The following is a 25,251-nucleotide window of genomic DNA, read 5'->3' as shown; positions in this document are numbered from 1 at the left end:
GGCCCGCACCGGGTTTACTAACCGCAGCGCGGGGAGCTAAAGCGTTCAGGAGTGATCATGGCACTGTTGGCAGCATCACGTCAAACGCTTGACGTACTCGCAGGTCAAGCGCTTGATGCCGCCAACCGCTTGAGGCTGTCGGCTTGTGGTGCAACCGTGGAACGGGCGCCTTAGGACTGGCCGCCGGCGGGCTTTCCAACCTCCGGCCCATCCTCAACTTCGAGGTGCTCGTGCTTGTGGCGCGCCTCCTGAAGGTGGTGCTCCAGCTTCTCCTCTGCGTCCCGCCGGCGCTGTCCGACGGTCCTCATTTGCTGGGTACTCGGTGCCGAGTGCGCATGCTGGTGGGGGCCGAGGTCGCGCGCGCCTCCTCCGCCTGTTTCGCTCATAAGGGCATCGTCCCACCTGGCGCACCCGCAAGGAAGGGCTGCGCCCGCCGGCTTTCAACCGACCGCAAATCGGTGGATAAGTGCACTGAAGGTGCAGTATGATGCACTAATGGATAAGAGCACCTTAGCGCTGGCAACGGCGATCGGCACCCGGGTCCGGCAGGAACGCCAGTCGCGGGGCTGGACCCTGGACCAGCTCGCAGAAGCCACGGGAGTAAGCCGCCGCATGGTCATCAACGTCGAACAGGGTGCCGCAAATCCCAGCGTGGGCACCCTGCTTCGAATCAGTGATGCCCTGGGCATCGGCTTGCCGGCGTTGGTCGACTCTCCGCGCCCCAAGCCCGTTACGGTCACCCGGAGCGGTGACGGCGCAGCCCTCTGGAGTTCTGCCTCCGGTGGCCGGGGTGTGCTGGTGGCCGGAACCGGGTCCCCCGATGTGGTTGAGCTGTGGGACTGGACCCTCGCGCCCGGCGACCTGCATGAAAGCGAAGCCCACGCTCCCGGCACCAAGGAGCTCCTCCAGGTCCGGCATGGATCCGTCACGGTTGCAATTGCCGGCGAAACCTTCGTCCTCGAGGCCGGGGACGCCGTCTCCTTCCCTGGCGACGTTGAGCACTCCTACGCCAACCCGGGCAACGAACCGGCCACGTTCTCGCTGGCGGTCTTCGAACCGGGCGTTGGCTCAGGGCACCGGCCGGAGGCCCACGCCGCGGCCCCAACAAACAAAGAAGGAAACTGAGATGCTCAAGCGAACTGTTCCGGTCCCGCCGTGGGGGCTGGCCGTCACCGCAATCCTGTCGGTCCAGCTGGGCTCAGCCCTCTCCGTGGGCCTTATCGAGGACGTAGGCCCGGCCGGCACCGCCTGGCTGCGCCTCAGCATGGGAGCGGTCATCCTGCTCGCGATCGGCCGCCCGCCACTGCGTTCCATCCGGCGTCCGGACGTACTGCCGCTGCTCGGCCTCGGGATCACCACCGGCGTGATGACCATCGGGTTCCTCGCCGCGGTGGAGCACATACCGCTCGGGACCGCCGTCGCGATTGAATTCCTGGGTCCGCTGACAGTGGCCGCCATCCGCAGCCACAACCGGAAGGCCCTCGCCTGGCCTGCGCTGGCGCTGGTGGGCGTGGTTCTGCTGACCCAGCCCTGGCAGGGCGACTTCAACCCGACCGGGGTTGCGTTCGCCGCGCTGGCGGCCGTCGCCTGGGGCTTTTACATCCTCCTCACCCAGCGGATTGGCGACCGGTTCACCGGCATCGGCGCGCTAACCCTTACCGTGCCCATCGCCGCGGTGACCGCCGCCGTCGTCGGAATTCCCCAGGCCGCCGGCCACCTCAGCCTTGACATCCTGGCCGCAGCAGCCGGCCTGGCCATCCTGCTGCCCGTGCTGCCGTTCGCGCTGGAGATGCTCGCCCTGCGCAGGATGACGCCCACCGCGTTTGGAACTTTGATGGCACTTGAGCCTGCCGTCGGCGTCCTCCTCGGACTGCTCATCCTGCACCAGCAGCCCTCTGCCATCCAGGTGGTGGGGATCCTGCTGGTGGTCCTGGCCGGGGCCGCAGCCCAGCGCGGCGGCCGGCGCCCAGCCAAGGAGCAGGCAGCGAGCCCCGCCGATCTCGACTTTGTAGGTTGAGCCCGTGTTCACTGGCTTGAGCGCCTTTCCCCTCACCCCACTGGCACGCGATGCTGTGGACGAGGCTTCGTTCGTCCGGCTGATCGAACGGCTGAACGGGGCTGGCGTTGATTCCATCACGGCGCTCGGCTCCACCGGTTCCTACGCGTACCTGAGCGGAGAGGAGCGGAACCGTGTTGCCCGGCTGGCGGTGGAGCATTCCGGTTCCACTCCGCTGATTGTTGGGATCGGAGCGCTCCGGACGTCGCAGGTGCTGGCCAACGCCGAGAACGCCGAGCTGGCCGGCGCGTCCGGCCTGCTGCTCGCGCCCATGACGTATCAGCCGCTGACGGACGACGACGTGTTCGAGCTTTTCCGGACTGTCACGGCGCACTCGTCACTGCCCGTGGTGGTCTATGACAACCCGGGGACCACCCACTTCACCTTCAGCACTGAGCTCTACGAGCGGATTGCCGCGCTGCCGCGGATCGCGTCCATCAAAATACCCGGCGTACCGGACGGGCTGGAACAGGCAGCGGCGCGGGTCCGGGAGATCCGTGCTGTTGTCCCCGCATCCGTGACCATCGGCGTCTCCGGCGATGCCAGGGCCGCCGCCGGGCTGGCCGCCGGCTGCGACGCCTGGTACTCCGTCATCGGCGGCACGTTGCCGGCCCTTGCCATGGAAATTACCAGGGCGGCCCGGGAGCGCCGGTTCGCCGACGCCTTGGCCGAGTCGGAACGGCTGGCCCCGCTGTGGGACCTGTTTGCCGAATTCGGCGGGAGCATCCGGGTTGTCGCTGCCATCGCAGAGCAGCTGGGGCTGGCGCCGGGATCCTGCCTGCCCCTGCCTGTTCGGGGGCTGAGCGGGGAACAGCGCCGGCGCGTGGCAGGGGTCATCGAGGGGCTCGGGCTGGACGGGTAAAGCTGGTTTCTGCGGGTGAACGGAAGCCGGCACAGCGCCTACTACGATCGAAGTATGGAATTCGCCGAACAGTCGCAGCAGCCCGCGCGTTCGCGGCGGATTACCGCGGCGATGGTGGCTGCCCGTGCCGGCGTCTCCACGGCCACGGTCTCGCTGGTGGCCAACGGCAAGACTGCCGGCCGCGTTTCCGAGGACAACATTTCCAAGGTCCGGGAGGCCATCGCCGAGCTCGGCTACGTGGTGGACGGCATCGGCAGTTCCCTCGCCAAGGGCGTGAGTTCCATCGTGATCCTGGTGGCGCCGGACATCTCCAACCCGTTCTTCGCCAAGGTGATTGCCGGGGTGCGGGAGTCCCTGGGCTCGCAGTACCAGCTGTTGTTGTCGGTCACCGAGGCAGGCGAGTTTCCGCAGGCCGACGACGTCCGGCGGCTGATGTCCCTGCGTCCGGCCGGGCTCCTGGTGGACGCACCCAGCGCCGGGTTCCTCGAAGACCTCGCGTCGCCGTCGCCGCTTGTGCTGCTGGACGCTCCCGGGCTGGAGGCGTACGCGCCGTCGGTGAACCTGGACGTGGCAAGCGGAGCGCGGGACTTGGCAGCCCACCTCGCGGAGGCCGGGCACCGGGAAGCGGCGTACGTGGACAGCGTTACCGGCACGGAAACGTTCGCCCTGCGGCGGAAAGCCTTCCTGGAGGAGGCTGCTGCCCGCGGCATCACCGTCGGGCCGGACCGCATCATCAGCACCACCATCGACGTCGGCACGGCGGCGGCCGCGTTCGCCGCCGCCTGGCCGACGTGGCAGCGGCAGGGGGTGACCGCCGTCGTCTGCGGTACCGATACCCACGCCTACGGGGTGCTGCAGGAGGCACGTGTGGCCGGGGTGCGGATACCCGAGGAGCTGGCGGTGGCCGGCTTTGATGATCTTCCCTATTCGGCCACGAGCAATCCGGGCCTCACCAGCGTCCATCTGCCCGCCACTCCCCTGGGCCTGAAGGCAGGGGAGCAGCTGCGCCGCCTGATGGAGGGCAAAGCGCTGGAGCGGGCCGGGGTCACGCTGGAAAGTTCCCTCGTGGTGCGCGGATCCACTGTCGCGGCGGAAGGCTGAAGGTTCCAACCGCCGCCGTTCTGTCGGTGCCCGGCCGTAAGCTGGGAATATGCCGAGTAACTGGGACAGCCTGGACCCTAGCCTGCGCGAATCTGTACAGCAGAACGTGGAGATCTATGAGCGCGTCCGGCCTGCCCTGAAACTGGTCACGCGGGATGTCCTGCTGTTGATGCGGGACATGCTGAAGGACAGCGAGGTCACTCCCCTGTTCGTCACCGGGCGCACCAAAACAGTGGAATCGTTCAAGGAGAAGATCTCCCGGATCGAGGAGCCGCTGGAGCCGGGGGGCCCGCCCGTGCTGAAGTTCCCGGACCCGTTCCGGACGCTGAATGACATGGTGGGAATCCGGGTCATCACCAAGCTGCCGGCCGAGAACGCCGCGGTGGCCAACATCATCAAACGGCAGCGGCAGCTGTTCGATTGCCGCGGGGACCGGGAGAAGGACATCGGCTCCATCGAGTCCGGTACCTACGGCTATTCCAGCCGGCACCTGATCCTGCGGAGCATCCAGAACGAGGCCGTGAAGGAGTACCAGCAGGTCTTCAACCCGGACGCGCAGCCGAACGGCAGCTATTTCTTTGAGTGCCAAATCCGCACGATTTTTGCCCATGCCTGGAGCGAGATCGAGCACGACATCCGGTTCAAGGCCGAGGACCCGCGCGCCTGGACCCCGCACTTCGACCGGCAGTTCACCGCCACTGCCGCCATGCTGGAAACGGTGGAGACTGCCTTCGCGGACCTGCACGAACGGTACGAGGAGGTCCGGGGCTTCTGGGATACCGAGGGCGAGGGCGCCGCGCCGCTGACACCCAACCGGATCCGGGATGTGTGGCGGACCCTGCTGCCGCACGTGGACCGGAAGGTGGACGACGACTGGGGCTGGGCCGCGGAGCTTCTCGCCGCGCACGGGCTCAACCAGACCATGCAGCTCGCCGGGCTGCTGAGCGCCAACCGCATCACGGAAGTCCGCAAAGCACTGGACCACCGCTACTCCCCCGGCCCGGACCGGCTGCTCGATGACCTGCTGCTGTGGCAGTACGGCACCAAACACATCGACCTCACCGCCGAGGCGGCCGACGCCGTCCCGCACCCGCGGCGCGACAGCCTCCTGCGGCGGCTCAAACAGATCGAGCGGTACCGGTTGACGAAGAAGTAGGAGTTGCGCTCGTCGAGGACTAATTAGGGGGCTCCTCACCTGTCATCACGCAATCGCCCGAGTGTATGATTTCCGAATTAGCGGAACCCGTCATCGCGGGCGGCGGGACAGGTAAAGAGGAATTCAGCCTCGTTTATAGCCCGATCAGTGAGTCTTAGGAATTTCCCCCCGACTCACCTAATGCGCTTGTGAAAATTTCCTATTGCGCGTTCCGAATAGCATATTTCAGAGTCCAATGGGCACCGGCAGATGATTTGCGGACCCCCATTGAAGGAAGTCGAGGCCTTAACAGCCTGGATTGTTGAAGCTGATATCCCTTGACGCCGTGATTTCAGGACGGCAATGAGCCGTACGGCACGCGACGAAGTAACGCGTATTTCCCTCCCTGAAACACCCCACAGTATGCGCCTGCGGTCGTTTTGGCCGGCACAAAGAGCTGCTGCCCTTTGTGGACGGCCGCATCCTCCAGGACTACTCCAGAAAGCAGGGATTGCCGATGTCGTCCCAACACCCGGCCGCCGCACCCGGCCTGTATGCCGCCCGTGGACGCCGGCGCGCGGCAGCGCTGGCGGCACTGTTGTGCGTGGCAGCGCTGCCGGTCCCCGCCGCCGCGGCCACGCAAACATCCCCGGAACCGGCTCAGGAAGAGCCCTTCCCGGCCGGGGTCAAATACCGGCCCGGGGCGCCCGGCCTCGGTGATCCCTACTTTCCGCTGGACGGCAACGGCGGCTACGACGTCGACAAGTATGTGTTGGATCTCAGCTATGATCCGCCGACCGACATGTTGGGCGGGACCGCCACGATCAAAGCCGAGGCCACGCAGGACCTCTCCGCATTCAACCTGGACCTGGACGGCCTGACGGTCCGGGGGGTGACGGTCAACGGCCATTCAGCCGAATTCACGCGCGACGCCGGCGAACTGACCGTCACTCCGCAGCGGGGTATCAAGGACGACAGCCCCTTCACGGTGAAGGTCCACTACGACGGTGTTCCGGAAACCATCACGGACCAGTACGGGCAGTCAGGGTTCTTTCACACGGATGACGGCTCCCTGGTCATCGGGGAGCCGCATGTGGCAGCCACCTGGTTCCCGGTCAACGACCATCCACTGGACAAGGCTTCCTACGTCTTCCGGATAACGGTTCCGGAAGGGCTCGAAGTCGTGGCGAATGGGCGCCTAATCGATGACCGCACCAAGGATGGCCTGACCACCTGGACGTGGGAGGCGCGCGAACCGATGGCGTCCTATCTGGCTACGGCCAGCGTGGGGCAGTGGGACTTCAACCAGTACCAGGCCGGGCGGATCAAATACCTGGATGCGCTGGACCCCGACCTCTTTGACCCGGTGGCAGCACCGCGGACCGGGGCCAATTTCGCCTGGTCCCAGGCATCGGACAGTTCCTACAAACGGCTCACCCGGACCATCACCGTCCCGGACGGCGGGGCGCAGCTGTCCTTCTGGCTGACCCGCGATACCGAGCCAAATTGGGATTTTATCTTCGTGGAGGCCCGCACCGCCGGTGCCGAAGACTGGACGACCCTGCCCGATGCCAACGGGCACACGTCCGGGCAGACAGGCTTTTCCTGCCCCAGGTGGCACACACAGCATCCCTTCCTGACGCACTACCAAACGGACGACGGCGCGGGCGGCTGCACGGACGCGGGCACCTCCGGCGCGTGGTCGGCGGCCAGCGGCGCCAGCGACGGATGGGAACAGTGGTCGGCCGACCTTGCCGGCTATGCCGGCAGCGACGTGGAAGTCTCCATCACCTATGTCAGTGACGACACCGGTCAGCTCCCCGGCGTGTTTGTCGACGATGTGGTGGTCTCCACGGGCGAGGGCAGCACCTCCTTCGAGGACGACGGCGATACCCTGGACGGCTGGACGGTCCCGGGTCCGCCGGCGGGCAGCCCGGGCAATGAGAACGACTGGATCACAACGGCTGAATCTCCCCCGGGTGTAGGGGAAAAAGTCCAGGCCTCATTCGCCAGGCAGCCGGAAATCATCAAATTCCTCGAAGGCTACTTCGGCCGGTATCCGTTCCGGGACGCCGGCGGAACCGTGGACGACCTGCGGGGGCTGGGCTTTGCCCTGGAGAACCAGACGAGGCCCATCTACGCCAGGGATATCTTCAACGACCCGGTACAGGGCGATTCATTCGTGGTGCACGAGTTGGCGCACCAGTGGGTCGGTAACAATGTCTCGGTGGAGGCCTGGCAGCATATCTGGCTCAACGAGGGATTTGCCACCCTGGCCCACTGGCTGTGGAGTGAACGCGAGGGCCTGGATACCGTCCAGGAGATTTTCGATTCCATTGCCTCCGTCCCGGCCGATAACCCGTTCTGGAGCGTCAGGATCGGCGATCCTGGCCCCGACGCGCTATTCGACGCCGCAGTCTACGACCGGGGAGCCATGACGCTGCACGCGCTGCGGCAAGCCGTCGGCGACAAGGATTTCTTCCGCATCCTGCGCGAGTGGGTACAACTCAACGCCGGCGGCAACGTGGCCACAGATGATTTCATTACCCTCGCCGAAAAGATCTCAGGCGAGGAATTGAACCCGCTTTTCGACGAGTGGCTTTTCACTGCCGGGAAACCGGCCGGTCTGGAGGCTGCAGCGGACCGAAGTGTGGCACCGCGCACTCACGATGCACCGCCGCCAGCCGGAAACCTTGAACGCAGGAACGGGGGCGGCAAGACCCGCTGATTCACTACCGGCTTCAGTGCGCAGTGGCATGGGCCATCAGGAGAGCCCAGGCGCTGCGCCCTGGATAGCTCACTGTCTCTAAAGACCCTGCGCAGATGGCCCAGTGATGCCTCGGCGGCCGCTTAGACCCGCCCCGGCACCCGCCACCCCTCCATACTGGGGAGGCGTCCGTTGCATCCCGTGAGATAACTCCTCTGGGGGACCTCCGCCGTCGAAGCCGTGCTTGATGCGCAGTCACAATTGGAATCTTCTGCTCTTTCCCTTGCATGCGCGGAAATGCCTTGACAGTGGCGCGCGTCACTCATACTCTGATTTTGGGATCCCAAAACGGGATCCCAAATGAACATCCTCTGGGCGCTCCGGAACGCCCATAAGGCGTCGCCAAGTCCGCTTCTTCGTGTCGGACCTTCGCATCCTGGACCAGAACAGCACGGGCTGCAGGTCCCGGCCGACACACACCGCACTTTTGCCCCGTTCCTGCTTTCCCCATCCGTAACTTCCCCGTGAAGGAGAAGCTGTGTCTATTCCTAATACCGAAACAGCCGCCACAGACGGCACCCTGGATCCGGCAGCCACCGATGCCCCGCAGAAGGATGGCGTGCAACGGCGCACCACCGTCCGTTGGAAGCTCTTCCTGCTGCTGCTGGTCCTGGTTGCCGTCAATTACATCGACCGTGGTTCCATTTCCGTTGCGCTCCCCATCATCCAGAAGGAATTCAATCTGGCCCCGGAACTGGTGGGCCTGCTGCTCTCCGCCTTCTTCTGGACATACGCCCTCATGCAGATCCCGGTCGGCTGGCTGATCGACCGGTTCGGGCCCCGCAAGGTCATGACCGCGTCCTGCGTCGGCTGGGGAGCCGCCACAGCGGCGTCCGGCATGGCCGGCGGGTTCCTCAGCATGTTCATCGCCCGCATGGGCATCGGCGTCACCGAGGCCGGCGTTATGCCCGCCGGCGGTAAGCTCAACGCCATCTGGATGCACAAGTCCGAACGCGGCCGCGGCGCGACAATCCTGGACGCCGGCGCACCCCTTGGTGCAGGTCTTGGCGGCATCATCATCGCCGGGCTTATTGCGTCCACCGGCAGCTGGCGCCTGGCGTTCCTGATCGCCGGTGCCGCCACCGTCCTCATGGGCCTCGCCGTCTGGTGGTACGTCCGGGACAATCCCCGCGAACACCGCGGCGTCAACGAGGCCGAGGCCGCCTACATCGAAGCGTCACACGCGGCAGAGGACGCCGAAGCGGAGCGCGACGGCAGCAAAGGCAAGCGCGCCCTGCTCCCCTACCTGAAATTCCGCTCCTTCTGGGCCATGTGCCTGGGCTGGCTGGGCTTCAACGGGGTGTTCTACGGTCTGCTCACGTGGGGCCCGCTCTACCTCTCCCAGGACAAAGGCTTTGACCTGAAGACCATCGGCTGGTCCACCTTCGTGATCTTCGGGGCAGGATTCGTTGGCGAAATCATCGGCGGCACCATCGCCGACAAGTGGCGTGCTTCCGGCGCCTCAGCCAACCGCGTCATGCGCACCCTCCTGGGCATCTCCAGCCTGGTGGTCATTGGCGGTCTCATCGGCGTCACTGTGGTTCCCGACCCCACCACAGCCGTCGTCCTGCTGTCGCTCGTGATGTTCTTCCTGCGCTGGGTTGGTCTGTTCTGGAGCATCCCATCCATCCTGGGCGGGCGCACCAATGCGGGCGTCCTGGGCGGCGCCATGAACTTCAGCGGCAACATCTCCGGGTTCGTCACACCCATCGCCGTCGGCCTGATTGTCGGGGCCACCGGTTCGTACACGTGGGCCCTGCTGTACTTCGTAGGATCCGCGATCATTATGGGTGCATCTGTCCTGACCCTGAACTACAACAAGCGGCTTCCTGTCTAAGCTGGCCACCCAAGGCAACACGCAACCCACGCCCCCGCTGCCGGGAGCGACGTCACACGAACATCCGAATGGAGCACCATGCTTACTGCAGAAGATACCCAGGACAAGGAACGCCCCCTCCGCGAGGCCGTCCGGGACACACTCCGCACCCGGATTTTCGAAGGACATTACGCTCCCGGCACGCGGCTGGTGGAACGTGACCTGGCGGCGGAATTCTCCGTCTCGAGGCTGCCCGTCCGCGAAGCACTCCGCATGCTCCGCCAGGAAGGCCTCATCAGTGACCGCGGCGCACGGGGAGCGGAAGTCAGCACGCTCAGCCCCAAAGACGTGGAGGACCTCTTCGACGTCCGCCAGTCCCTGGAAGTCCTGGCCTGCCGGCTCGCCGCCGTCAGGGCAACCGAGCAGGACCTGGCATACCTGAAGGGCCTGCTCGACGACGCCGAAGGCTTCCTCGCCAAGGGCGCCGTTCGGGAAGCCCACCGCTCAAACAGTGAGTTCCACGACGCCATCACCTCCATCGCTGACAACAACTTTCTCAAATCAGCACTGGAACCCCTTCAGGGCCGCATGCACTGGCTTTTCCGCCACGTCAGCGACCTGCCGGAACTCATCCAGGAACACCGCGAGCTGTACACCGCAATCGCCACCGGGGACCCGGACCGTGCCGCCGCACAATCCGCATCCCACATCGGCAAATACCGCGAGCAGTTCCCTGAAGACTTCGAGAAAACCGAACCCCAACTTCACCGGAAGAAATAATGCGACTCCTCGTCATCAACCCCAACATCAGCGACGATGTCACGGCCCTCATCGAATCCGAGGCCCTCCGCTCCGCGGCTCCGGGCACCCTACTGGTGGTCCGTACCGCCGGCCACGGCGTGGAATACATCGAAACCCGCTTCGAGTCCCTCATCGCCGCCGGTGCGGTAGCCGAAATCATCGCCGAACACACCCGCCCCGGCACCGACCCTGTAGACGGGGTGGTGGTAGCCGCGTTCGGCGACCCGGGCATGCCCGCCCTCAAGGAACTGACGGACATTCCGGTCATCGGCATCACCGAGGCCGCCCTCTGCGCCGCCGCACTGCAGGGCCACCGCTTCTCCATCATTGCTATCTCGGAGCGCATCAAACCCTGGTACCGCGACTGCGTGGAGCGGTTCGGCCTGCTCGGAAGGCTTGCCTCCATCAGGTCCATCAACGAAACGCTCAACGGCATCGGCTCGGTCCAGCAGGACTTCAAGGAAACCCTCCTGGCACTCTGCCGCCAGGCCGTCGCTGAGGACGGCGCCGACGTCGTCATCCTGGCAGGGGCACCCCTTGCCGGGCTGGCCCGCGAACTCAAAGGGCAGATCCCCGTCCCCGTAGTGGACGGAATCTCAGCCGGAATCCGGATGGCAGAGGCGGTGGTGGGGCTCGAATCCGGTCCGCACCGCGCAGGCGCCTTCGCTCCCCCGCCCGTCAAGGGCCGCAAGGGACTCAGTGAAAACCTCGACGCCGCCCTCTCCGCCGCCCAGAACAGCGCCGCGTCCGCTGTGCCCACCGCCTAACCACCACGCTTTCTCCAGAAGGAGGACATCGATGTCCCGCCATCCAGACCTTGTAATTGCCCACGCCACCGTCGTCAACAGCTTCGGCCGCCAAAACGCCCATATCGTGGTCCAGGACGGCCTGATCACACAGCTCCTCGACGCCTCTGAAGCCGTTCCCCGCGCCGAACGGACCATCGACGCAGGCGGGCGCCTTGTAATTCCCGGCGGCGTGGACGGCCACTGCCACGTGGCCCAGGTAACCGGACGCTTCCGCACCCTGGACGACTACCGCACCACGTCCACCGCAGCCCTGTGGGGCGGCACCACCACCATCATCGACTTCGGCATCCCCCGCGACGCCCAGGAAACCCCACTCGCAGCCGTACTGCATAAAAAAGAGCTGGCAACAGAATCACGGTGTGACGTTGCCCTGCACGGTGCTGTCATCAGCTGGGATGAAACCGTGCCCTGGCAGCTTGAGCAGCTTGCCGCCGAAGGCGTGCGTTCGGTGAAGATGTACACCACCAACCGCAGCACCACCATGGCGGACGGGGACACCATCCTGAAAGTCATGCGCGAGATGGTCCGGCTGGACGGCCTTACCTACATCCACGCCGAGCACGATCCCATCATCACCGACTGCACGGAGCAGCACGCCCAGGACGGCCGGATCGGCATCGAGCACCTGCACCGGACACGGCCAGAGCTGGCGGAAGAAGTATCCGTCAAGGAAACGCTGGCCATGGCTGAATACACGGGGGCGCCGGTCTACTTTGTCCATCAATCAACACCAGGGGCCGTGGATCTGGTGACGGAGGCACGGACCCGCGGGCAGGAGGCGTACTCCGAAACCTGCCCGCATTACGTCACGCTGGATGATTCCGTCTACGGTTCGAAATTCCCTGAGTGGTTCGCCTGCTGCCCGCCCATGCGCAACGCCGAAACAGTGGCCGCGCTGAAGGAACGCCTCGCCTCCGGGACCATCCACACCATGTCCTCGGACCATTCCTGCTACGACCTCTCGCAGAAGCGCGAGCGCACCGACGATGTCCGGGCCATGCCACACGGCCTGCCAGGTGTTGAAACCCGGATGCCAGTCACGTTTACCGCCATGACCTCAGCCGGCGCCAGCGTGGAGGACTTCGTCGAAGTTTTCTCCGCCGGACCGGCACGGATCAATGCCACCCCCGGAAAGGGCCGCATCGCCGAAGGCTTTGACGCCGATCTGGTGGTCTTCGATCCCGCCGAAGAGCGCACCGTGGTGGGCGCTGCGCTGCACATGGGCACAGACTTCTCCCCGTTCGAGGGCAAGGCACTCACCGGTTGGCCCGCCGTCGTAATTTCCGGAGGCCGAGTGGTGCTGGACGCCGAAGGCTTCCACGACCCCGGGAGTGTAGGCCGTTTCGTGCCCCGCAACGGCTTTCACCAGCACGATTCAACCGTCCCTGCCGGGGCTCCGGCCACCGCAAATCTCTAGGCCAGCGCCAAAAAAGAAACGAGAGCTTCGATGCCTTCAACAACGCGCCCCCGCCGGATCGGCATGATCGTTCCGTCATCCAACACCTGCCTTGAGCCGCAGACCTACCGAATGCTCGGCGGCCGGACCGACGTCACCGTCCATTTCACCCGGATCCCCGTCACCCGGATTGCCCTCGACAATTCCTCGAACAAGCAGTTCGACTCCGCCGTCATGCGGGACGCCGCCCGGCTGCTTGCCACGGCGGACGTGGACGTTATTGCCTGGAACGGTACCTCGGGTTCCTGGCTGGGGGCTAAGCACGACCAGGAGTTGGTGCAGGAAATTACCGACGCCACCGGCATCCCGGCCACCACGTCAACGCTGGCTTACCTCGAGGCGTTCAGAACTTTCGGCACCAAACGGATCGGTTTGTTCACCCCGTACACGGACGATGTAAACCACCAGGTGATCGACGCCTACGAGCGGGAAGGAATCGAAACTGTCGACCACCGCGCCCTGGGCTTGAGCGACAACGAGTCCTTCGCGCGCGTGACCGACGATGAGATGCGGCCCGGCTCCTGCGAACTTGCAGCGGCCAACCCCGATGCGTTGGTCTACCTGTGCACCAACCTCTACGGCGCGAACATCACAGCCGAAATCGAAGAAAGCACCGGCGTTCCCGTCCTGGACTCGGTAGCCGTCACGCTGTGGCATACCCTCAAGCTGGCTGGCGCACAACTGCTGGATCCGCGGTGGGGCAGACTGCTCGTGAACTGACTCCCACCGCACCAGCAGTTCCGGGGTGCCTGGAAGCGGTGGGATCGGTTTTTCCTATTGGACAAGTAGGCAATTCGTCTTGGACGTGATTCGGGTCACGGTGCACAGTGGGTTCAAACCCACATGACGAAAGGACGAAGATGTCCAGCAAGGTGACACCGTCTGCAGCGGCGGTCCCTCCACCGCAACGGACCGATGTTCGTGCGGCCCTGCTGGGCGGTAAGACGTTCAGGAGTTTAAGCGAGCAGAAGCTCTCTCCGCGGGAGGAGAAGTTTGAGCGGGCCCGCCAAACACTGGGATTCTTCCTGGCGCCGGCAGTCGCAATTGTTTTCGCACTTCTTCCCACCGGGATGGACCACACCCAGCAGCTGCTCGCAGCCGTTTTGCTGGGGGTCATTATCCTGTGGATCTGCGAACCGGTACCAATCCCGGTGGGCGGACTCATCGGCGTGGCCGCTGTGGTCTTGCTCGGCGTCGCACCTGCAGCTGACGTCCTGCGACCCTTTGGCTCGACAACGATCTTCACCTTTATCGGCGCCTTCATTCTGGCTGCGGCCATGCTGAAACACGGCATCGCGCAGCGGCTGGCCTTCGCTGTTTTGTCCATTGCGGGTGTCGCAAAGTCCACCTACCGGGTCATCATCGCCTTCGGCGTAATCACCTGTCTGTTGTCAGCGTTTGTCTCCAACACCGCCACCGTGGCGATGCTGATGCCCACCGCCCTGGGCATCCTGGCGGTGATCGCACAGCTCATGCAGGACCGCGGCGTGGTCAAGGCGGATTTTGACCCGCTGCGCCTGCGTGTGGGGGCGGCACTGATGCTGATGCTCGCTTATGGTGCCAGCGTCGGTGGCCTCCTGACGCCCGTCGGATCGCCCCCGAACCTGATCGGCCGCGGCCTCATCGAGGAAGCAACCGGTGTTCAGATTTCTTTCGTAGAGTGGACAGCGACTGTGGCCCCACTCTGCGTTGCAATGTTTGTTGTTCTGGCGCTCACCATGTTCCTCCTCAACAAGCCGGAGATCCGCCGAATTGAAGGCGTGGACGAGTTCATCCGGGAGCAGAAGAGCCAGCAGGGCAGAATGTCGCGGGCCGAGATTAATACCCTTGTCGCTTTCGGCCTCACCGTCACCCTCTGGCTGCTCCCTGCACTGGCCAGCCTCCTTGCCGGCCCGGACTCGGAGCTGTACACGTTTTTGGATAACCGGCTGGACGAAGGCATCGTCGCTGTCGTCGGCGCTTCCCTGCTCTTCATCCTTCCCACAAACTGGCAGGAGCGCCGCGCAACCCTTACCTGGGCCGACGCAGCCAAGATCGATTGGGGGACGATCATCCTTTTCGGTACAGGCATTATTTTCGGCGCCCTCCTCTCGTCCACCGGCCTTGCCGAAACCATCGGAAAGGCTGCCGCCGACAACCTGGGCGTCACCAGCGTCCTGGCGATCACCGCCTTCTCGGCAGTCCTGGCAATCCTCATCTCGGAGACAACCAGCAACACCGCATCTGCCGCCGTCGTTGTTCCGATCGTCATTCCGCTGTGTGCCGCCATGGGAGTGGACCCCCTCGTCCCCGCCCTGGCAGCCACATTCGCAGCATCCTTCGGCTTTATGTTGCCGGTCTCCACCCCGCAAAATGCCATTGTTTACGGCTCGGGCGCGGTTCCCATCACCCGCATGGTCCGCACAGGATTTGCCTTTGATATTCTCGGCGCCATCCTCATCATCAGTATCGTCCCGATCATGATCGGTGTGACCGGCATCGGCCAGTAGCAACAATCACTACCGCTCGCACCCGCAGTCCCACCGCGCAAAGCCACAGTCCACCGCGCGCTTTGCCCTGGAAGTGATCCTCCTGATAGGCGTAGGCTATCTGGGCCGAGGCAGCCTGGTGCTCGGGCACATAGGCGTTGCCGCCGAACCCGAGGTTGAAAACGTGGGAGGAACTGCGTGGATACGCGGAAACTGAAGTATTTCCTGGCCGTGGTCGACCACGACGGATTCAACCGGGCTGCCGAGCATCTACTGATCGCCCAGCCTTCCCTCTCGCAGACGATTGCGAGCCTGGAGAAGGACCTGGGCGTGCCGTTGTTCCACCGCATCGGCCGCCGCGCCGTCCTCAGCGAAGCGGGCAAGGAACTTGTGGGGCCGGCCAGGCTGGTGATGCGTGATCTCGATGCCGCGGCCTCGGCAGTCCAGGCTCTTCGCGGGGTCCGAAGCGGGCGGCTGGACATCATTTCCATGCCCTCCCCCGGTATTGAGCCGCTGACGTCCATGATCGCCGGCTTCACCCGGCTGCACCCTTCGGTCCGGCTGAATGTCAGTGCTGCCTTCACACCGGAAGAAGTTATCGACTCTGTCCGGTCCGGCAGCACGGAGATCGGGCTTGCCGGCTCCCCCATCCCCGTCCGGGTGCCAGGGGTCCAGGTGCTTGAGCTGGAACGCCAGCCCCTGATCCTCATCGTCAATCCCCAGGCGGACACCTTCAACCCGGGACAGTCGATCCAGCGCGAAGACCTGGGCGGCCACCGGTTGATCGTGAGCCAGCGCGGATCCCTGATGCGGTGGCTGGTAGACGATGCGCTGGCGCACGGCGTCAACACCGAAATTGTTGCCGAAGTCGCCCACCGGACTTCGATCCTGCCGCTCGTCCTCGCGGGCGTAGGCCACGCGGTGATGCCTTCATCCTGGGCTCCACTGGCCCAGAGATCAGGACTCAGGACTCTGCTCATCGAACCCGTCTCCTACCTCGAAGTTGCGGTCCTGAGCCGGAAGGAAGACCTGACGCCTGCCGCCCGGGCCTTCCTGCAAGTGGCGGAACTCCATGCTTCGCCCGGCCTGGAAGCCGCCCTGCCGCCGTCGATAGGCTGAACCTATATGCCGTATCGAATCTTGGTCTTGGACGCCCTATAGGAACAGGCCGTCTACTTGAAGAGGAAGAACAGTGTGACCCCGATTACTGGTTCACTGGCAAACACTCAACGAGGAGACTGGCACATGAGCGCCACCCAGAAATTCAAGATCGCTTCAATCCCCGCCGACGGTGTGGGCAAGGAAGTTGTTTCCGCCGGACGCCGCGTCCTGGATGCACTGGCTGAGAACTCCAACGGCAAGTTCGCCTTCGACTGGACCGAGTTCCCCTGGGGCTGCGGGTACTACGCAGAAACCGGCAAGATGATGGCCGACGATGGGCTGGAGACTCTGAAGAACTTCGACGCCATCTACTTCGGCGCCGTCGGGTGGGAAAACGTCCCGGACCACATCAGCCTCTGGGGTCTGCGCCTGAACATCACCCAGAACTTCGACCAGTGGGCCAACATCCGTCCCGTGAAGTTCCTGCCCGGTATCCAGTCCCCACTGCGGAAGGCGGACAACACCGAGCTCGACTGGGTTGTTGTCCGCGAAAACAGCGAAGGCGAGTACGCCGGCCTCGGCGGACGGAACCTGAGCGGCCGCGGCCCCGGCAACGAGGTGGCCCTGCAGACTGCCCTGTTCACCGAGAAGGGCTGTGAGCGGATCATGCGCTTCGCGTTCGATCTGGCGCGGACCCGTACCGTAAAGAAGGTTTCATCGGTCACCAAGTCCAATGCCCAGCAGTACGGCATGGTCCTCTGGGATGAAGTCTTCAACCGCGTGGCCCTGGACTACCCGGACGTGCAGACCGAAAGCGTCCTGGTGGATGCGATGAGCGCCAAGTTCATCCTCAAGCCGGAGGACCTGTCCGTGGTGGTGGCCTCCAACCTGAACGCCGACATCCTGTCCGACCTTGGTTCCGCTCTTGCCGGCAGCCTGGGCCTGGCCGCCAGCGCCAACCTGAACCCGGAGCGCCGCTTCCCGTCCATGTTCGAGCCGGTGCACGGTTCCGCTCCAGACATCGCCGGGCAGGGCATCAGCAACCCGATCGGCGCCATCGCCAGCGCCGCCCTTATGCTGGACCACTTCGGCCTGCACGACGAGGCCCGCCAGGTTGAAGCGGCGATCGAGCAGACCACCGCCGCCGGGCACCTGACCCGCGACGTCGGCGGCGACGCCAACACGGACGATGTCACCGACGCCATCGTCAAGGCCCTCACGCGCACCCTGAGCGCCGTCTAGCCCTTCTCCCAACTCAAACGTCCGACGGCGGCTGGCCACCGCCGTCGGGCGTCTTCCCTAAGTAATAAGCGGCGTCCCGAGGGCCCCGGCACAAGCTCGCCAGTGTTGGGGTGGGACCTCCGCGCCCTCCAGTTACATTCCACAATGAGGTAGGAATCATGGACCACATCACTACCGCCGGCAGCGCGCCTACAGCAGACGCGGCCCGCAAGACACCTTTGTACCGTCAACTGTATTTTTGGGTACTGACCGCAATCGTCATCGGCATTCTCGTCGGCTGGCTCGCGCCCAGCGTCGGAATCGCCATGGAACCCATCGGGACCACCTTCGTTGATGCGATGAAGATGCTCATCGGCCCCATCGTGTTCCTCACGATCGTGGGCGGCATCGCCAGCGTAGCTGACCTCAAAAAGGTCGGTATGACCGGCCTGAAAGCCCTGACCTACTTCCAGGTCGGCACCATCCTGGCCATGATCTTCGGCCTCGTCGCCATCAACATCTTCCGGTTGGGCGACGGCGTTAACGCCGACGCCGACAGCATCGAGACTTCCGAGTCCGCCGCGAAGCTGATCGACGCCGGCGCGAATCAGGAATGGTGGCAGTTCCTCACCAAAGTCATCCCTGAAAGCATGGTTGCCCCTTTCGTTGAAGGCAACATCCTGCAGATCATCTTCATCGCCGTCATCTTCGGCATCGCCCTGAACGCCATGGGCAAGGTCGGCGCACCCGTCCTGGACGGCGTGCAGCGCCTCACCGGCGTGATGTTCAAGATCCTGGGCTTCATCATGAAGGCCGCCCCCATTGGTGCTTTCGGCGCCATGGCCTACGCCGTCGGCAAGTTCGGCGTCTCGTCCCTGACCAGCATGGGCGGACTGATCGCCCTGTTCTACATCACCTCCATCCTCTTCGTGGTGATCGTGCTCGGATCCATCATGCTCTTCCTGAGGCTGAACATCTTCAAGATGATCCGCCACCTCAAAGAGGAATACATGCTCATTCTGGGCACCTCCACCGCCGAACCCGCATTGCCGGGCCTGATGCGCAAGCTCGAGCACGCCGGCGTCAAGAAGGAGACCGTGGGCCTGGTTGTCCCCACCGGCTACAGCTTCAACCTGGACGGCGCCGCTATCTACCTCTCCCTGGCTGCCCTGTACATCGCCCAAGCTACCAACACGGACCTGAGCCTTGGCGAGCAGCTGGGCCTGCTCGCCGTCATGCTCCTGACCTCCAAGGGCGCTGCAGGCGTTGCAGGCGGTGGCTTCATCGCCCTCACCGCCACCCTGACCACCATCGGGACCATCCCCGCTGCGGGCATCATGCTCATCTTCGGCATCGACAAGTTCATGTCCGAATGCCGCGCTCTGGTCAACTTCACCGGCAACGCAGTGGCCACCCTCTTCATCGCCTGGTGGGACCGCACCCTGGACGCAGACCGCGCCCGCCGGGTCTTCAACGGTGAAACTGTCGAACCCATGCCGACCGAGGACCCGATCCATCTGGACGAAGTCGTCGACATCGAGGACGATCTCACCGAGTACGGACACCACGGGCCCAAGGAGACTGTCTCCAAGCATGCAGGCCCGGTTGCCGAGCTTGCCCCCGTGGGCTCTCGCCCCACCCACTCGGAGACCGTCTAACTGACATGAGCACACCCACCGCCCCCAAGACCGTGCGGACCCTTATCGCCCCCGACAAGTTCAAGGGCAGCCTTCACAGCCAGCGAAGTAGCGCAGGCCCTGGCAACAGGGCTTCGCTCCGCCGCTGACGTCCAAGGCACGGCCGGAGCAGTTCAATGCGAACTGCTTCCCCTGGCGGACGGAGGTGACGGCAGCGTCGATGCCGCCGTCACCTCCGGCTTCACCCGCCGCAGCTACACCGTCGCCGGCCCTACTGGCCAACCAGTGCAGGCCAGCATCGCATTCGACGGCAACACCGCCGTCGTCGAGGTGGCCAACACCTGCGGACTCGGGCTGCTGCCCGAAGGAAAACTGGAGGTATTGAACTCCTCCAGCCGAGGATTCGGCGAAGCGGTCCTGTTCGCGCTCAGCCTCAACCCCGCAAAGATCGTCCTGGCACTGGGCGGCAGCGCCAGCACCGACGGCGGAATGGGCATGCTCACCGCCCTGGGCTACAGCTTCCACGACTCCGAAGGGCGCCAGCTCTACGGCAGCGGAAGAGCGTTGGGACAGATCCAGTCCGTTCACCGCACCGCGCTCCCGGAACTGCAAGAGACCGAACTTGTCGTCGCAAGCGACGTTCACAACCCCCTCCGCGGCCCCCACGGCGCACCCGCGGTCTTCGCCCCCCAGAAGGGTGCCACAGCGGAGGACGTCGCAATCCTCGATGAGAGCCTGGGGCACTTCGTGAGCAAAATGGCAGAAGCAGGTTTTGCCGACGCGGAGTCCCTGGCAGCACATGAAGGCGCCGGAAGCGCCGGCGGCATCGGCTACGCCTGCCTGCTGCTCGGTGCCAAACAGGTATCCGGAGCCGACTACTTTCTGGACCTGCTGGACTTCAACACCCGCAAGGACAGCTGCGATGTGGTGATCACCGGCGAAGGCAGCATCGACGAACAGACATTGGCGGGGAAACTGCCCGCCGCTGTTGCGCGACGGTCAGGCACCCGTCCCATCATCGCTGTCGCCGGCCGTTCCCTGCTTCCCAAGGAGCAATGGTCTGACATGGCCCTGACCCGGGTGTACACCTTGGCCGACTACACAGACCTGGACTCGTCCAAAGATCCCCACCTCTCCGCCACGCTGCTCCGACAAATCGGCAGAGACATCGGAAGGAGCTTCCTGTAACTGGACTCCAGATATTGGGGTAAGCAGAAACATCCGTCCGCGGTAACGCGGGCGGGTGTTTTCTTGTGTTGTGGGGCATCCTCGCCGGTGTGGCAGGTCGTCTTGTCAGCGCGAACCAGCGCGGCCGCGCTGAAGAGTTAGGCAGGACTAGAACATTGACAGGACAAAGTTGCACCCATAGCCTTTTAGAGCGCTCTAACGAGCATCGCGCGATCTGCATCACTGCTCGAGGCTGCGCTCGTCCCAGTGCATCAAAGAAGAAGCAAGCAGACCAGCGCACGGTTCAGAAGGAAGAAAAGATGAAACTCGGCGTCTACAACGCGATCCTGCACGATCGGTCCCTTCCTGAAGCCCTGAAGGTCATCGCCGACCTGGGCTTGACCGGGATCGAAATCAACACCGGCGGGTTCCTCCCCCCGGTCCACGTGCCCACCCTGGATGAGATCCTCACCAGTGACGCGGCGCGGGATGAGTACCTGGCCGTTTTCGAGGGAACCGGCGTGTCCATCGCCGGCCTGAACTGCAACGGCAATCCGCTGCACCCCAACCCGGAGATTGGAGAAAAGCACGCCGAGGACATCCGACGCTCCATCCGCCTTGCACGCCGGCTGGGCCAAAACCGCGTGGTCACCATGTCCGGCCTGCCCGGCGGTGAGCCCGGCGCCACTGTTCCGAACTGGATCGTCAACGCCTGGAACTCAGCCGCACTGGATGTACTGGACTACCAGTGGGAGATCGCCGCGCAGTTCTGGAAGGAGATCGACCAGCTGGCGCGCGAGCTGGACGTCAAGGTCGCCCTGGAACTGCACCCGCAGAATCTCGTCTTCAACACCGCCGATGTCCGGAAGCTGATCCACCTGACGGGTGCCACTCACGTGGGCGTGGAACTGGATGCCTCGCACCTGTTCTGGCAGCACATGGACCCCGTCGCCGTCGTCCGCGAACTGGGCCCGCTCGTGTTCCAGGCTGCCGCGAAGGACGTACGCATCAACAAGGAAAACGCTGCACTTTACGGCGTGCTGGACAACAGCTTCCGCCGGCTCTCCCCCGACGAGGACCGAACCAACCTCGGCGGCAACGAGTGGGTCAACGAATGGCCCAAAAACTCCGCCTGGGACTTCGTCGCCCTCGGCCGCGGCCACGACACCGCCTACTGGACCGAGTTCCTGCGAGCCCTCCACGAAGTGGACCCGGACATGCTGGTCAACATCGAACACGAAGACGTCTCCCTCGGCCGGGTGGAAGGCCTGCAGGAGGCCGCAAAAGTCCTCCGCGACGCCGACGCCGCCCTGCAGGTCTCGCTGCTGAGCTAGTGTCGCAAGTCGCAGCATCGCGGGTCACTTGCCTTGGTTGGAGCAAGTAGAAACCCTGCAGCGCACCCGCCGCTAAAGCGCTTCAACTATCCAAGCGCGCGCCGCCTCCCCACATGGCACCAACTCCCTGCCCAGGCGCTAGCGGCCTGGAGCGCATAGCTGCGCGTGATCATTGACACATCAGATGAGCACGCTTTACCCTTTATTGAAACGCTTCAAACGAAGCACACTTCAAGGAGGAACTGTGGTTTCTGTTGTGTCGCGGCCCAAAGTCCGCGTATTTGCTCCAGTAGTTGTATCGGTAGGAGCTCTCGCCCTTCTGCTCACGGGTTGCGGTGCTGGTGGCAGCGGAAACTCCGCCCAGGGTTCCAAGGAATTTTCTTACCTGACCAATGTGGAGAACACCACCATTCGCGGTGAGTTGGAGACCCTGAGCAAAGACCAGTGCAAGGCTGAAAACGACGCCGCGCCGCTGAAGATCGAAACAGTTCCGCAGACGGGACTGGACCAGAAGCTGCAGCTGCTGGCGGGACAAAACGCCCTGCCTGTGCAGTTCGCGGCCGGCAACGCGCCTGCCCTGACCCAGGACCTGGAAAAGTCAGGGAACATCCTCGACTTTGAGAAGGCCTTCGCTGACCTGGGCATGAGCGACGCCGTCCTGCCCGGAGCAGTGTCAACGATCAAAGCCCTTTACGGCGGCAAGCTGAACGTGCTGCCGTACCAGTACAACGTCGAAGGCGTCTGGTACAACAAGAAGCTCTTTGCTGAGAACAACATCACCGAACCCAAGACCTGGGACGAGTTCGTTGAAGCCGGCGAGAAACTGAAGGCAGCAGGCGTCACCCCGCTGTCGGCCTCCGGCGAGCAGGGCTGGCCGCTCACGCGGCTCCTCAGCGGTTACCTCTTCAGCGATCTCGGTCCGGATGCCATGAAGAAGGTTGCCGACGGTGAAGCGAAACTGACCGACCCCGAGTATGTAAAAGCCGCACAGGCCGTTGCCGACCTCGGTGCCAAGGGCTACTTCGGACAGGGCGTTGGCTCCATCGACTATGACACCGCCGCCAACCAGTTCATGAGCGGTAAAGCCGGCATGTTCTACATGGGCAGCTGGATCCTGTCGAACTTCAATGACAAGGAAGCCAACAAGATCGGCGAGGAAAACATCGGCTTCCTGCCCTTCCCCAAGGTTTCCGGCGGCGCAGGCATCGACAATCAGTACGCGGCAAACGTGGGCCTGCCGATGACCTTCAATGCCAAGAAGTACGACGACAAGGCATCAGCATGGCTAAAGTGCATCGCCGCCAACTACGGCAGCAGCGCACTGAAAAACGCCAACTCGATTTCCGGCTTCAAGCAGAACGCTCCTGTTGAGGATGTTCCCGTGCTGGTGAAGTCCACCCAGGAGACGGTCAACAACACCACCGAAAGCGTGCTCTGGTTCGAGGCGCTGTTCAGCACGAAGGCGACCACCACCAGCCAGACGAACGCGGCAGGCCTGGTCTCGGGCAGCATCGCCCCGCAGAAGTTCATGGAACTCGTCCAGAACGACCTGGACGCCAAGTAACTCTCCTGCCGGGGCCGGCCGCATCCCAACAATGCCCGGCCGGCCCCGGCGCCCCGTAACAAAACCTCCCCGATGAAAGAAGCATCATGAACAACGTCCTGGGAGACAAGAAGGCTGTCGCCATCCTGCTCGGTCCCGCACTGCTGGTCTACACGCTGGCCATGCTGATACCGGTTTTCTGGTCCCTCGGCTACACCTTCCTCTCCGGTAACGCCATCACGGGCTTCACGTTCGCCGGGCTCTCCAACTTCGAAAAGCTCTTCTCAGACCCAGCGGTCGGTGAAGCACTCTGGTTCACCGTCCGTTACGCCATCATCATCACCGCGGGCCAGGTATTCCTGGGCTACCTGCTTTCCCTGCTCTATGTCTTCGCACTCAGGCGCGGCTCCAGCCTCATCCGCACCCTGGTGTTTTTCCCCGTCGTTCTGCCCACGGTCGCCGTCGCGCTGCTGTTCCAGAAAATGTTCGAAATCGCGCCCCAGAACGGCCTGGTGAACTCGGCGCTGAACGCCGTCGGCATGGGCTCCATCGACTGGTTCGGTGACGGGACCAGGGCCTTCTGGGTCATCATCATTATGGACCTGTGGCGATCCATGGGCTTCTACGCAGTCCTCCTCTACACCGGGCTGGTGGACATCCCGGAGGACATCCTCGAGTCCGCCCGGCTCGACGGCGCCCAAGGACTGCGCCTCATCCGGCACATTGTGCTGCCGCTGTCCATGCCGGTGCTGCTGTCCTCCGTCATCTTCAGCATCAACGGCACACTAAAGGTCTTCGACTCGATCGTCGCGCTGACCAACGGCGGGCCGGGAAGTGCCACAACACCGTTGACCCTGCACATGTTCCGCACGTCATTCACCTATGGGGACTACGGCTACGGCAGCTCCATCGCCCTGCTGCTGACGATTCTCTGCCTCATCGTCACGCTCTTCATCTTCCGCTCCTCACGCCGCGACCTCACCAAGGACTGACCGACGATGACCGCTCCTGCCACGTCACCCGCCCGCACCAGCACGCGCCCAGCTGTCCCCAGCCCGCGCAGCCGGGCCAGGAACCTCAAAGCGCTGAAACGCCTGCCAATCAACCTCCTGGTCGCCCTTCTGCTGATCGTGGAAATCTACCCACTGGTCTGGCTCTTCCTGGGCTCATTCAAAACCCAGGACGAGTTCCTCAACAACCCCGTCTGGGCCCTCCCGCAGAACTTCAACTTCGGAAACTATGCCGAAGCCTGGACCACCGGCAACCTCGCAACCTATGTGGCCAACAGCCTCATCGCCACCATCCCGTCGCTCTTCCTTATTGTCCTGTTCGGTGTCGCCGCCGGCTTCGCCCTTGAAGTGCTTGTCTGGAAGGGCCGCAATACCGTCCTCCTGACCTTCCTCGCCGGCATCATGGTCCCCGGCCAGATGATCCTGCTCCCGCTCTTCTCCGCCTACTTCCAGATGGGGATCACAGGCACCCTCTGGCCGCTGATCATCACCTACACCGCCACCGGGCTCCCGCTGACGGTGTTTATGATGGCCACCTACTTCCGGGCCGTGCCCCGGGAAGTGTTCGAAGCCGCCACCCTCGACGGCGCCAGCATGGTCCGCGCCTTCTTCTCCATCGGCTTCCCCATGGTCCGGAACGCAGTCTTCACCGTGGCCCTCGTCCAGTTCTTCTTCATCTGGAACGACCTCCTCATCGCCCTGACGTTCACCAACAACGCCGACCTGAACACCATCCAGGTGGGCCTGCTGAACTTCACCGGCGAGTTCGGTGCCGTCCAGTACGGTCCGCTGTTCGCCGCTATCTGCATCAACGTCTTCGGCACGCTTGTCCTGTACCTGTTCCTCAACCAGCGGGTCATGAAGGGACTCGCGGGCGGCGCCGTCAAGGGGTAAAAGCCCGTCACCACGCCGTTTCCTGCCACGTCCGCCCGTCCAACATCCCCAGCCGCCTGCAACACCTCCAGGA

21 protein-coding genes are annotated in these 25,251 nt (G+C 64.0%); 20 read left to right on the top strand and 1 reads right to left on the bottom strand.

Annotated features, from left to right (window positions below):
* Positions 1–170: 170 nt before the first annotated feature.
* Positions 171–386, bottom strand: a complete 216-nt coding sequence (locus M1D93_RS01455; protein WP_461173435.1) for a hypothetical protein — start codon at positions 384–386, stop codon at positions 171–173.
* A 109-nt stretch (positions 387–495) separates the two neighbouring features.
* Here M1D93_RS01455 and M1D93_RS01450 point away from each other — a divergent pair, with 109 nt between their 5' ends.
* The 20 genes from M1D93_RS01450 (at position 496) to M1D93_RS01355 (ending at position 25,178) form a co-directional block, all read left to right on the top strand.
* The gene (locus M1D93_RS01450; protein WP_461173434.1) at positions 496–1,125 is read left to right on the top strand and encodes a helix-turn-helix domain-containing protein; all 630 of its coding nucleotides are present in this window, start codon (positions 496–498) and stop codon (positions 1,123–1,125) included.
* Position 1,126: 1 nt separating this feature from the next.
* Positions 1,127–2,017, top strand: coding sequence for an EamA family transporter (locus M1D93_RS01445; RefSeq protein WP_461173433.1), 891 nt, complete (start codon positions 1,127–1,129; stop codon positions 2,015–2,017).
* 4 nt (positions 2,018–2,021) lie between these two features.
* Complete coding sequence (locus tag M1D93_RS01440; protein ID WP_461173432.1) at positions 2,022–2,918, top strand: dihydrodipicolinate synthase family protein; 897 nt, start codon at positions 2,022–2,024, stop codon at positions 2,916–2,918.
* Positions 2,919–3,029: 111 nt separating this feature from the next.
* Complete coding sequence (locus M1D93_RS01435; protein ID WP_461175086.1) at positions 3,030–4,019, top strand: LacI family DNA-binding transcriptional regulator; 990 nt, start codon at positions 3,030–3,032, stop codon at positions 4,017–4,019.
* A gap of 49 nt (positions 4,020–4,068) precedes the next feature.
* Positions 4,069–5,175 (top strand): GTP pyrophosphokinase, encoded by a 1,107-nt coding sequence (locus M1D93_RS01430; RefSeq protein WP_461173431.1) that lies wholly within the window; start codon positions 4,069–4,071, stop codon positions 5,173–5,175.
* Between the two features lie 496 nt (positions 5,176–5,671).
* Positions 5,672–7,882 carry a M1 family metallopeptidase gene (locus tag M1D93_RS01425; protein WP_461173430.1) on the top strand — a complete coding sequence of 737 codons (2,211 nt, stop codon included), beginning with the start codon at positions 5,672–5,674 and terminating at the stop codon, positions 7,880–7,882.
* Positions 7,883–8,399: 517 nt separating this feature from the next.
* A complete protein-coding gene (locus tag M1D93_RS01420) occupies positions 8,400–9,758 on the top strand; it encodes an MFS transporter (RefSeq protein WP_461173429.1) in 1,359 nt (452 codons plus the stop codon).
* A gap of 78 nt (positions 9,759–9,836) precedes the next feature.
* Complete coding sequence (locus tag M1D93_RS01415; RefSeq protein ID WP_461173428.1) at positions 9,837–10,517, top strand: GntR family transcriptional regulator; 681 nt, start codon at positions 9,837–9,839, stop codon at positions 10,515–10,517.
* Positions 10,517–11,305 (top strand): aspartate/glutamate racemase family protein, encoded by a 789-nt coding sequence (locus M1D93_RS01410; RefSeq protein WP_461173427.1) that lies wholly within the window; start codon positions 10,517–10,519, stop codon positions 11,303–11,305. The genes M1D93_RS01415 and M1D93_RS01410 overlap by 1 nt, the downstream gene beginning before the upstream one ends.
* 31 nt (positions 11,306–11,336) lie before the next feature.
* On the top strand, positions 11,337–12,764 hold the full coding sequence (locus tag M1D93_RS01405; protein ID WP_461173426.1) for an amidohydrolase family protein: 1,428 nt from the start codon (positions 11,337–11,339) through the stop codon (positions 12,762–12,764).
* A 30-nt stretch (positions 12,765–12,794) separates the two neighbouring features.
* A complete protein-coding gene (locus M1D93_RS01400) occupies positions 12,795–13,523 on the top strand; it encodes a maleate cis-trans isomerase family protein (RefSeq protein WP_461173425.1) in 729 nt (242 codons plus the stop codon).
* 140 nt (positions 13,524–13,663) lie between these two features.
* Positions 13,664–15,292 carry an SLC13 family permease gene (locus M1D93_RS01395; RefSeq protein WP_461173424.1) on the top strand — a complete coding sequence of 543 codons (1,629 nt, stop codon included), beginning with the start codon at positions 13,664–13,666 and terminating at the stop codon, positions 15,290–15,292.
* Between the two features lie 177 nt (positions 15,293–15,469).
* Positions 15,470–16,390, top strand: coding sequence for a LysR family transcriptional regulator (locus M1D93_RS01390; RefSeq protein ID WP_461173423.1), 921 nt, complete (start codon positions 15,470–15,472; stop codon positions 16,388–16,390).
* Positions 16,391–16,516: 126 nt separating this feature from the next.
* Positions 16,517–17,614 (top strand): tartrate dehydrogenase, encoded by a 1,098-nt coding sequence (locus M1D93_RS01385; protein ID WP_461173422.1) that lies wholly within the window; start codon positions 16,517–16,519, stop codon positions 17,612–17,614.
* 158 nt (positions 17,615–17,772) lie between these two features.
* Positions 17,773–19,251, top strand: a complete 1,479-nt coding sequence (gene dctA, locus M1D93_RS01380) for a C4-dicarboxylate transporter DctA (protein ID WP_461173421.1) — start codon at positions 17,773–17,775, stop codon at positions 19,249–19,251.
* Positions 19,252–19,350: 99 nt separating this feature from the next.
* A complete protein-coding gene (locus M1D93_RS01375) occupies positions 19,351–20,418 on the top strand; it encodes a glycerate kinase (RefSeq protein ID WP_461175085.1) in 1,068 nt (355 codons plus the stop codon).
* 299 nt (positions 20,419–20,717) lie between these two features.
* A complete protein-coding gene (locus tag M1D93_RS01370) occupies positions 20,718–21,731 on the top strand; it encodes a sugar phosphate isomerase/epimerase family protein (RefSeq protein ID WP_461173420.1) in 1,014 nt (337 codons plus the stop codon).
* A gap of 244 nt (positions 21,732–21,975) precedes the next feature.
* Positions 21,976–23,295 (top strand): ABC transporter substrate-binding protein, encoded by a 1,320-nt coding sequence (locus tag M1D93_RS01365; protein WP_461173419.1) that lies wholly within the window; start codon positions 21,976–21,978, stop codon positions 23,293–23,295.
* A gap of 86 nt (positions 23,296–23,381) precedes the next feature.
* Complete coding sequence (locus M1D93_RS01360) at positions 23,382–24,266, top strand: carbohydrate ABC transporter permease (RefSeq protein WP_461173418.1); 885 nt, start codon at positions 23,382–23,384, stop codon at positions 24,264–24,266.
* A gap of 6 nt (positions 24,267–24,272) precedes the next feature.
* Positions 24,273–25,178 (top strand): carbohydrate ABC transporter permease, encoded by a 906-nt coding sequence (locus M1D93_RS01355; RefSeq protein ID WP_461173417.1) that lies wholly within the window; start codon positions 24,273–24,275, stop codon positions 25,176–25,178.
* Positions 25,179–25,251 lie beyond the last annotated feature (73 nt).

The sequence above is a fragment of the Arthrobacter sp. Z1-9 genome (genome assembly GCF_054792695.1).
Note: the sequence above shows the minus strand (reverse complement) of the source record. Positions and strands in the feature narration are given on the sequence as shown.

Excerpts from the sequence above, each read along its gene's own strand:
- M1D93_RS01455 (WP_461173435.1), bottom strand. The coding sequence starts at position 386 with ATGAGCGAAACAGGCGGAGGAGGCGCGCGCGACCTCGGCCCCCACCAG.
- M1D93_RS01450 (WP_461173434.1), top strand. The coding sequence starts at position 496 with ATGGATAAGAGCACCTTAGCGCTGGCAACGGCGATCGGCACCCGGGTC.
- M1D93_RS01445 (WP_461173433.1), top strand. The coding sequence starts at position 1,127 with ATGCTCAAGCGAACTGTTCCGGTCCCGCCGTGGGGGCTGGCCGTCACC.
- M1D93_RS01435 (WP_461175086.1), top strand. The coding sequence starts at position 3,030 with ATGGTGGCTGCCCGTGCCGGCGTCTCCACGGCCACGGTCTCGCTGGTG.
- M1D93_RS01430 (WP_461173431.1), top strand. The coding sequence starts at position 4,069 with ATGCCGAGTAACTGGGACAGCCTGGACCCTAGCCTGCGCGAATCTGTA.
- M1D93_RS01425 (WP_461173430.1), top strand. The coding sequence starts at position 5,672 with ATGTCGTCCCAACACCCGGCCGCCGCACCCGGCCTGTATGCCGCCCGT.
- M1D93_RS01415 (WP_461173428.1), top strand. The coding sequence starts at position 9,837 with ATGCTTACTGCAGAAGATACCCAGGACAAGGAACGCCCCCTCCGCGAG.
- M1D93_RS01410 (WP_461173427.1), top strand. The coding sequence starts at position 10,517 with ATGCGACTCCTCGTCATCAACCCCAACATCAGCGACGATGTCACGGCC.
- M1D93_RS01405 (WP_461173426.1), top strand. The coding sequence starts at position 11,337 with ATGTCCCGCCATCCAGACCTTGTAATTGCCCACGCCACCGTCGTCAAC.
- M1D93_RS01400 (WP_461173425.1), top strand. The coding sequence starts at position 12,795 with ATGCCTTCAACAACGCGCCCCCGCCGGATCGGCATGATCGTTCCGTCA.
- M1D93_RS01395 (WP_461173424.1), top strand. The coding sequence starts at position 13,664 with ATGTCCAGCAAGGTGACACCGTCTGCAGCGGCGGTCCCTCCACCGCAA.
- M1D93_RS01385 (WP_461173422.1), top strand. The coding sequence starts at position 16,517 with ATGAGCGCCACCCAGAAATTCAAGATCGCTTCAATCCCCGCCGACGGT.
- dctA (WP_461173421.1), top strand. The coding sequence starts at position 17,773 with ATGGACCACATCACTACCGCCGGCAGCGCGCCTACAGCAGACGCGGCC.
- M1D93_RS01370 (WP_461173420.1), top strand. The coding sequence starts at position 20,718 with ATGAAACTCGGCGTCTACAACGCGATCCTGCACGATCGGTCCCTTCCT.
- M1D93_RS01360 (WP_461173418.1), top strand. The coding sequence starts at position 23,382 with ATGAACAACGTCCTGGGAGACAAGAAGGCTGTCGCCATCCTGCTCGGT.
- M1D93_RS01355 (WP_461173417.1), top strand. The coding sequence starts at position 24,273 with ATGACCGCTCCTGCCACGTCACCCGCCCGCACCAGCACGCGCCCAGCT.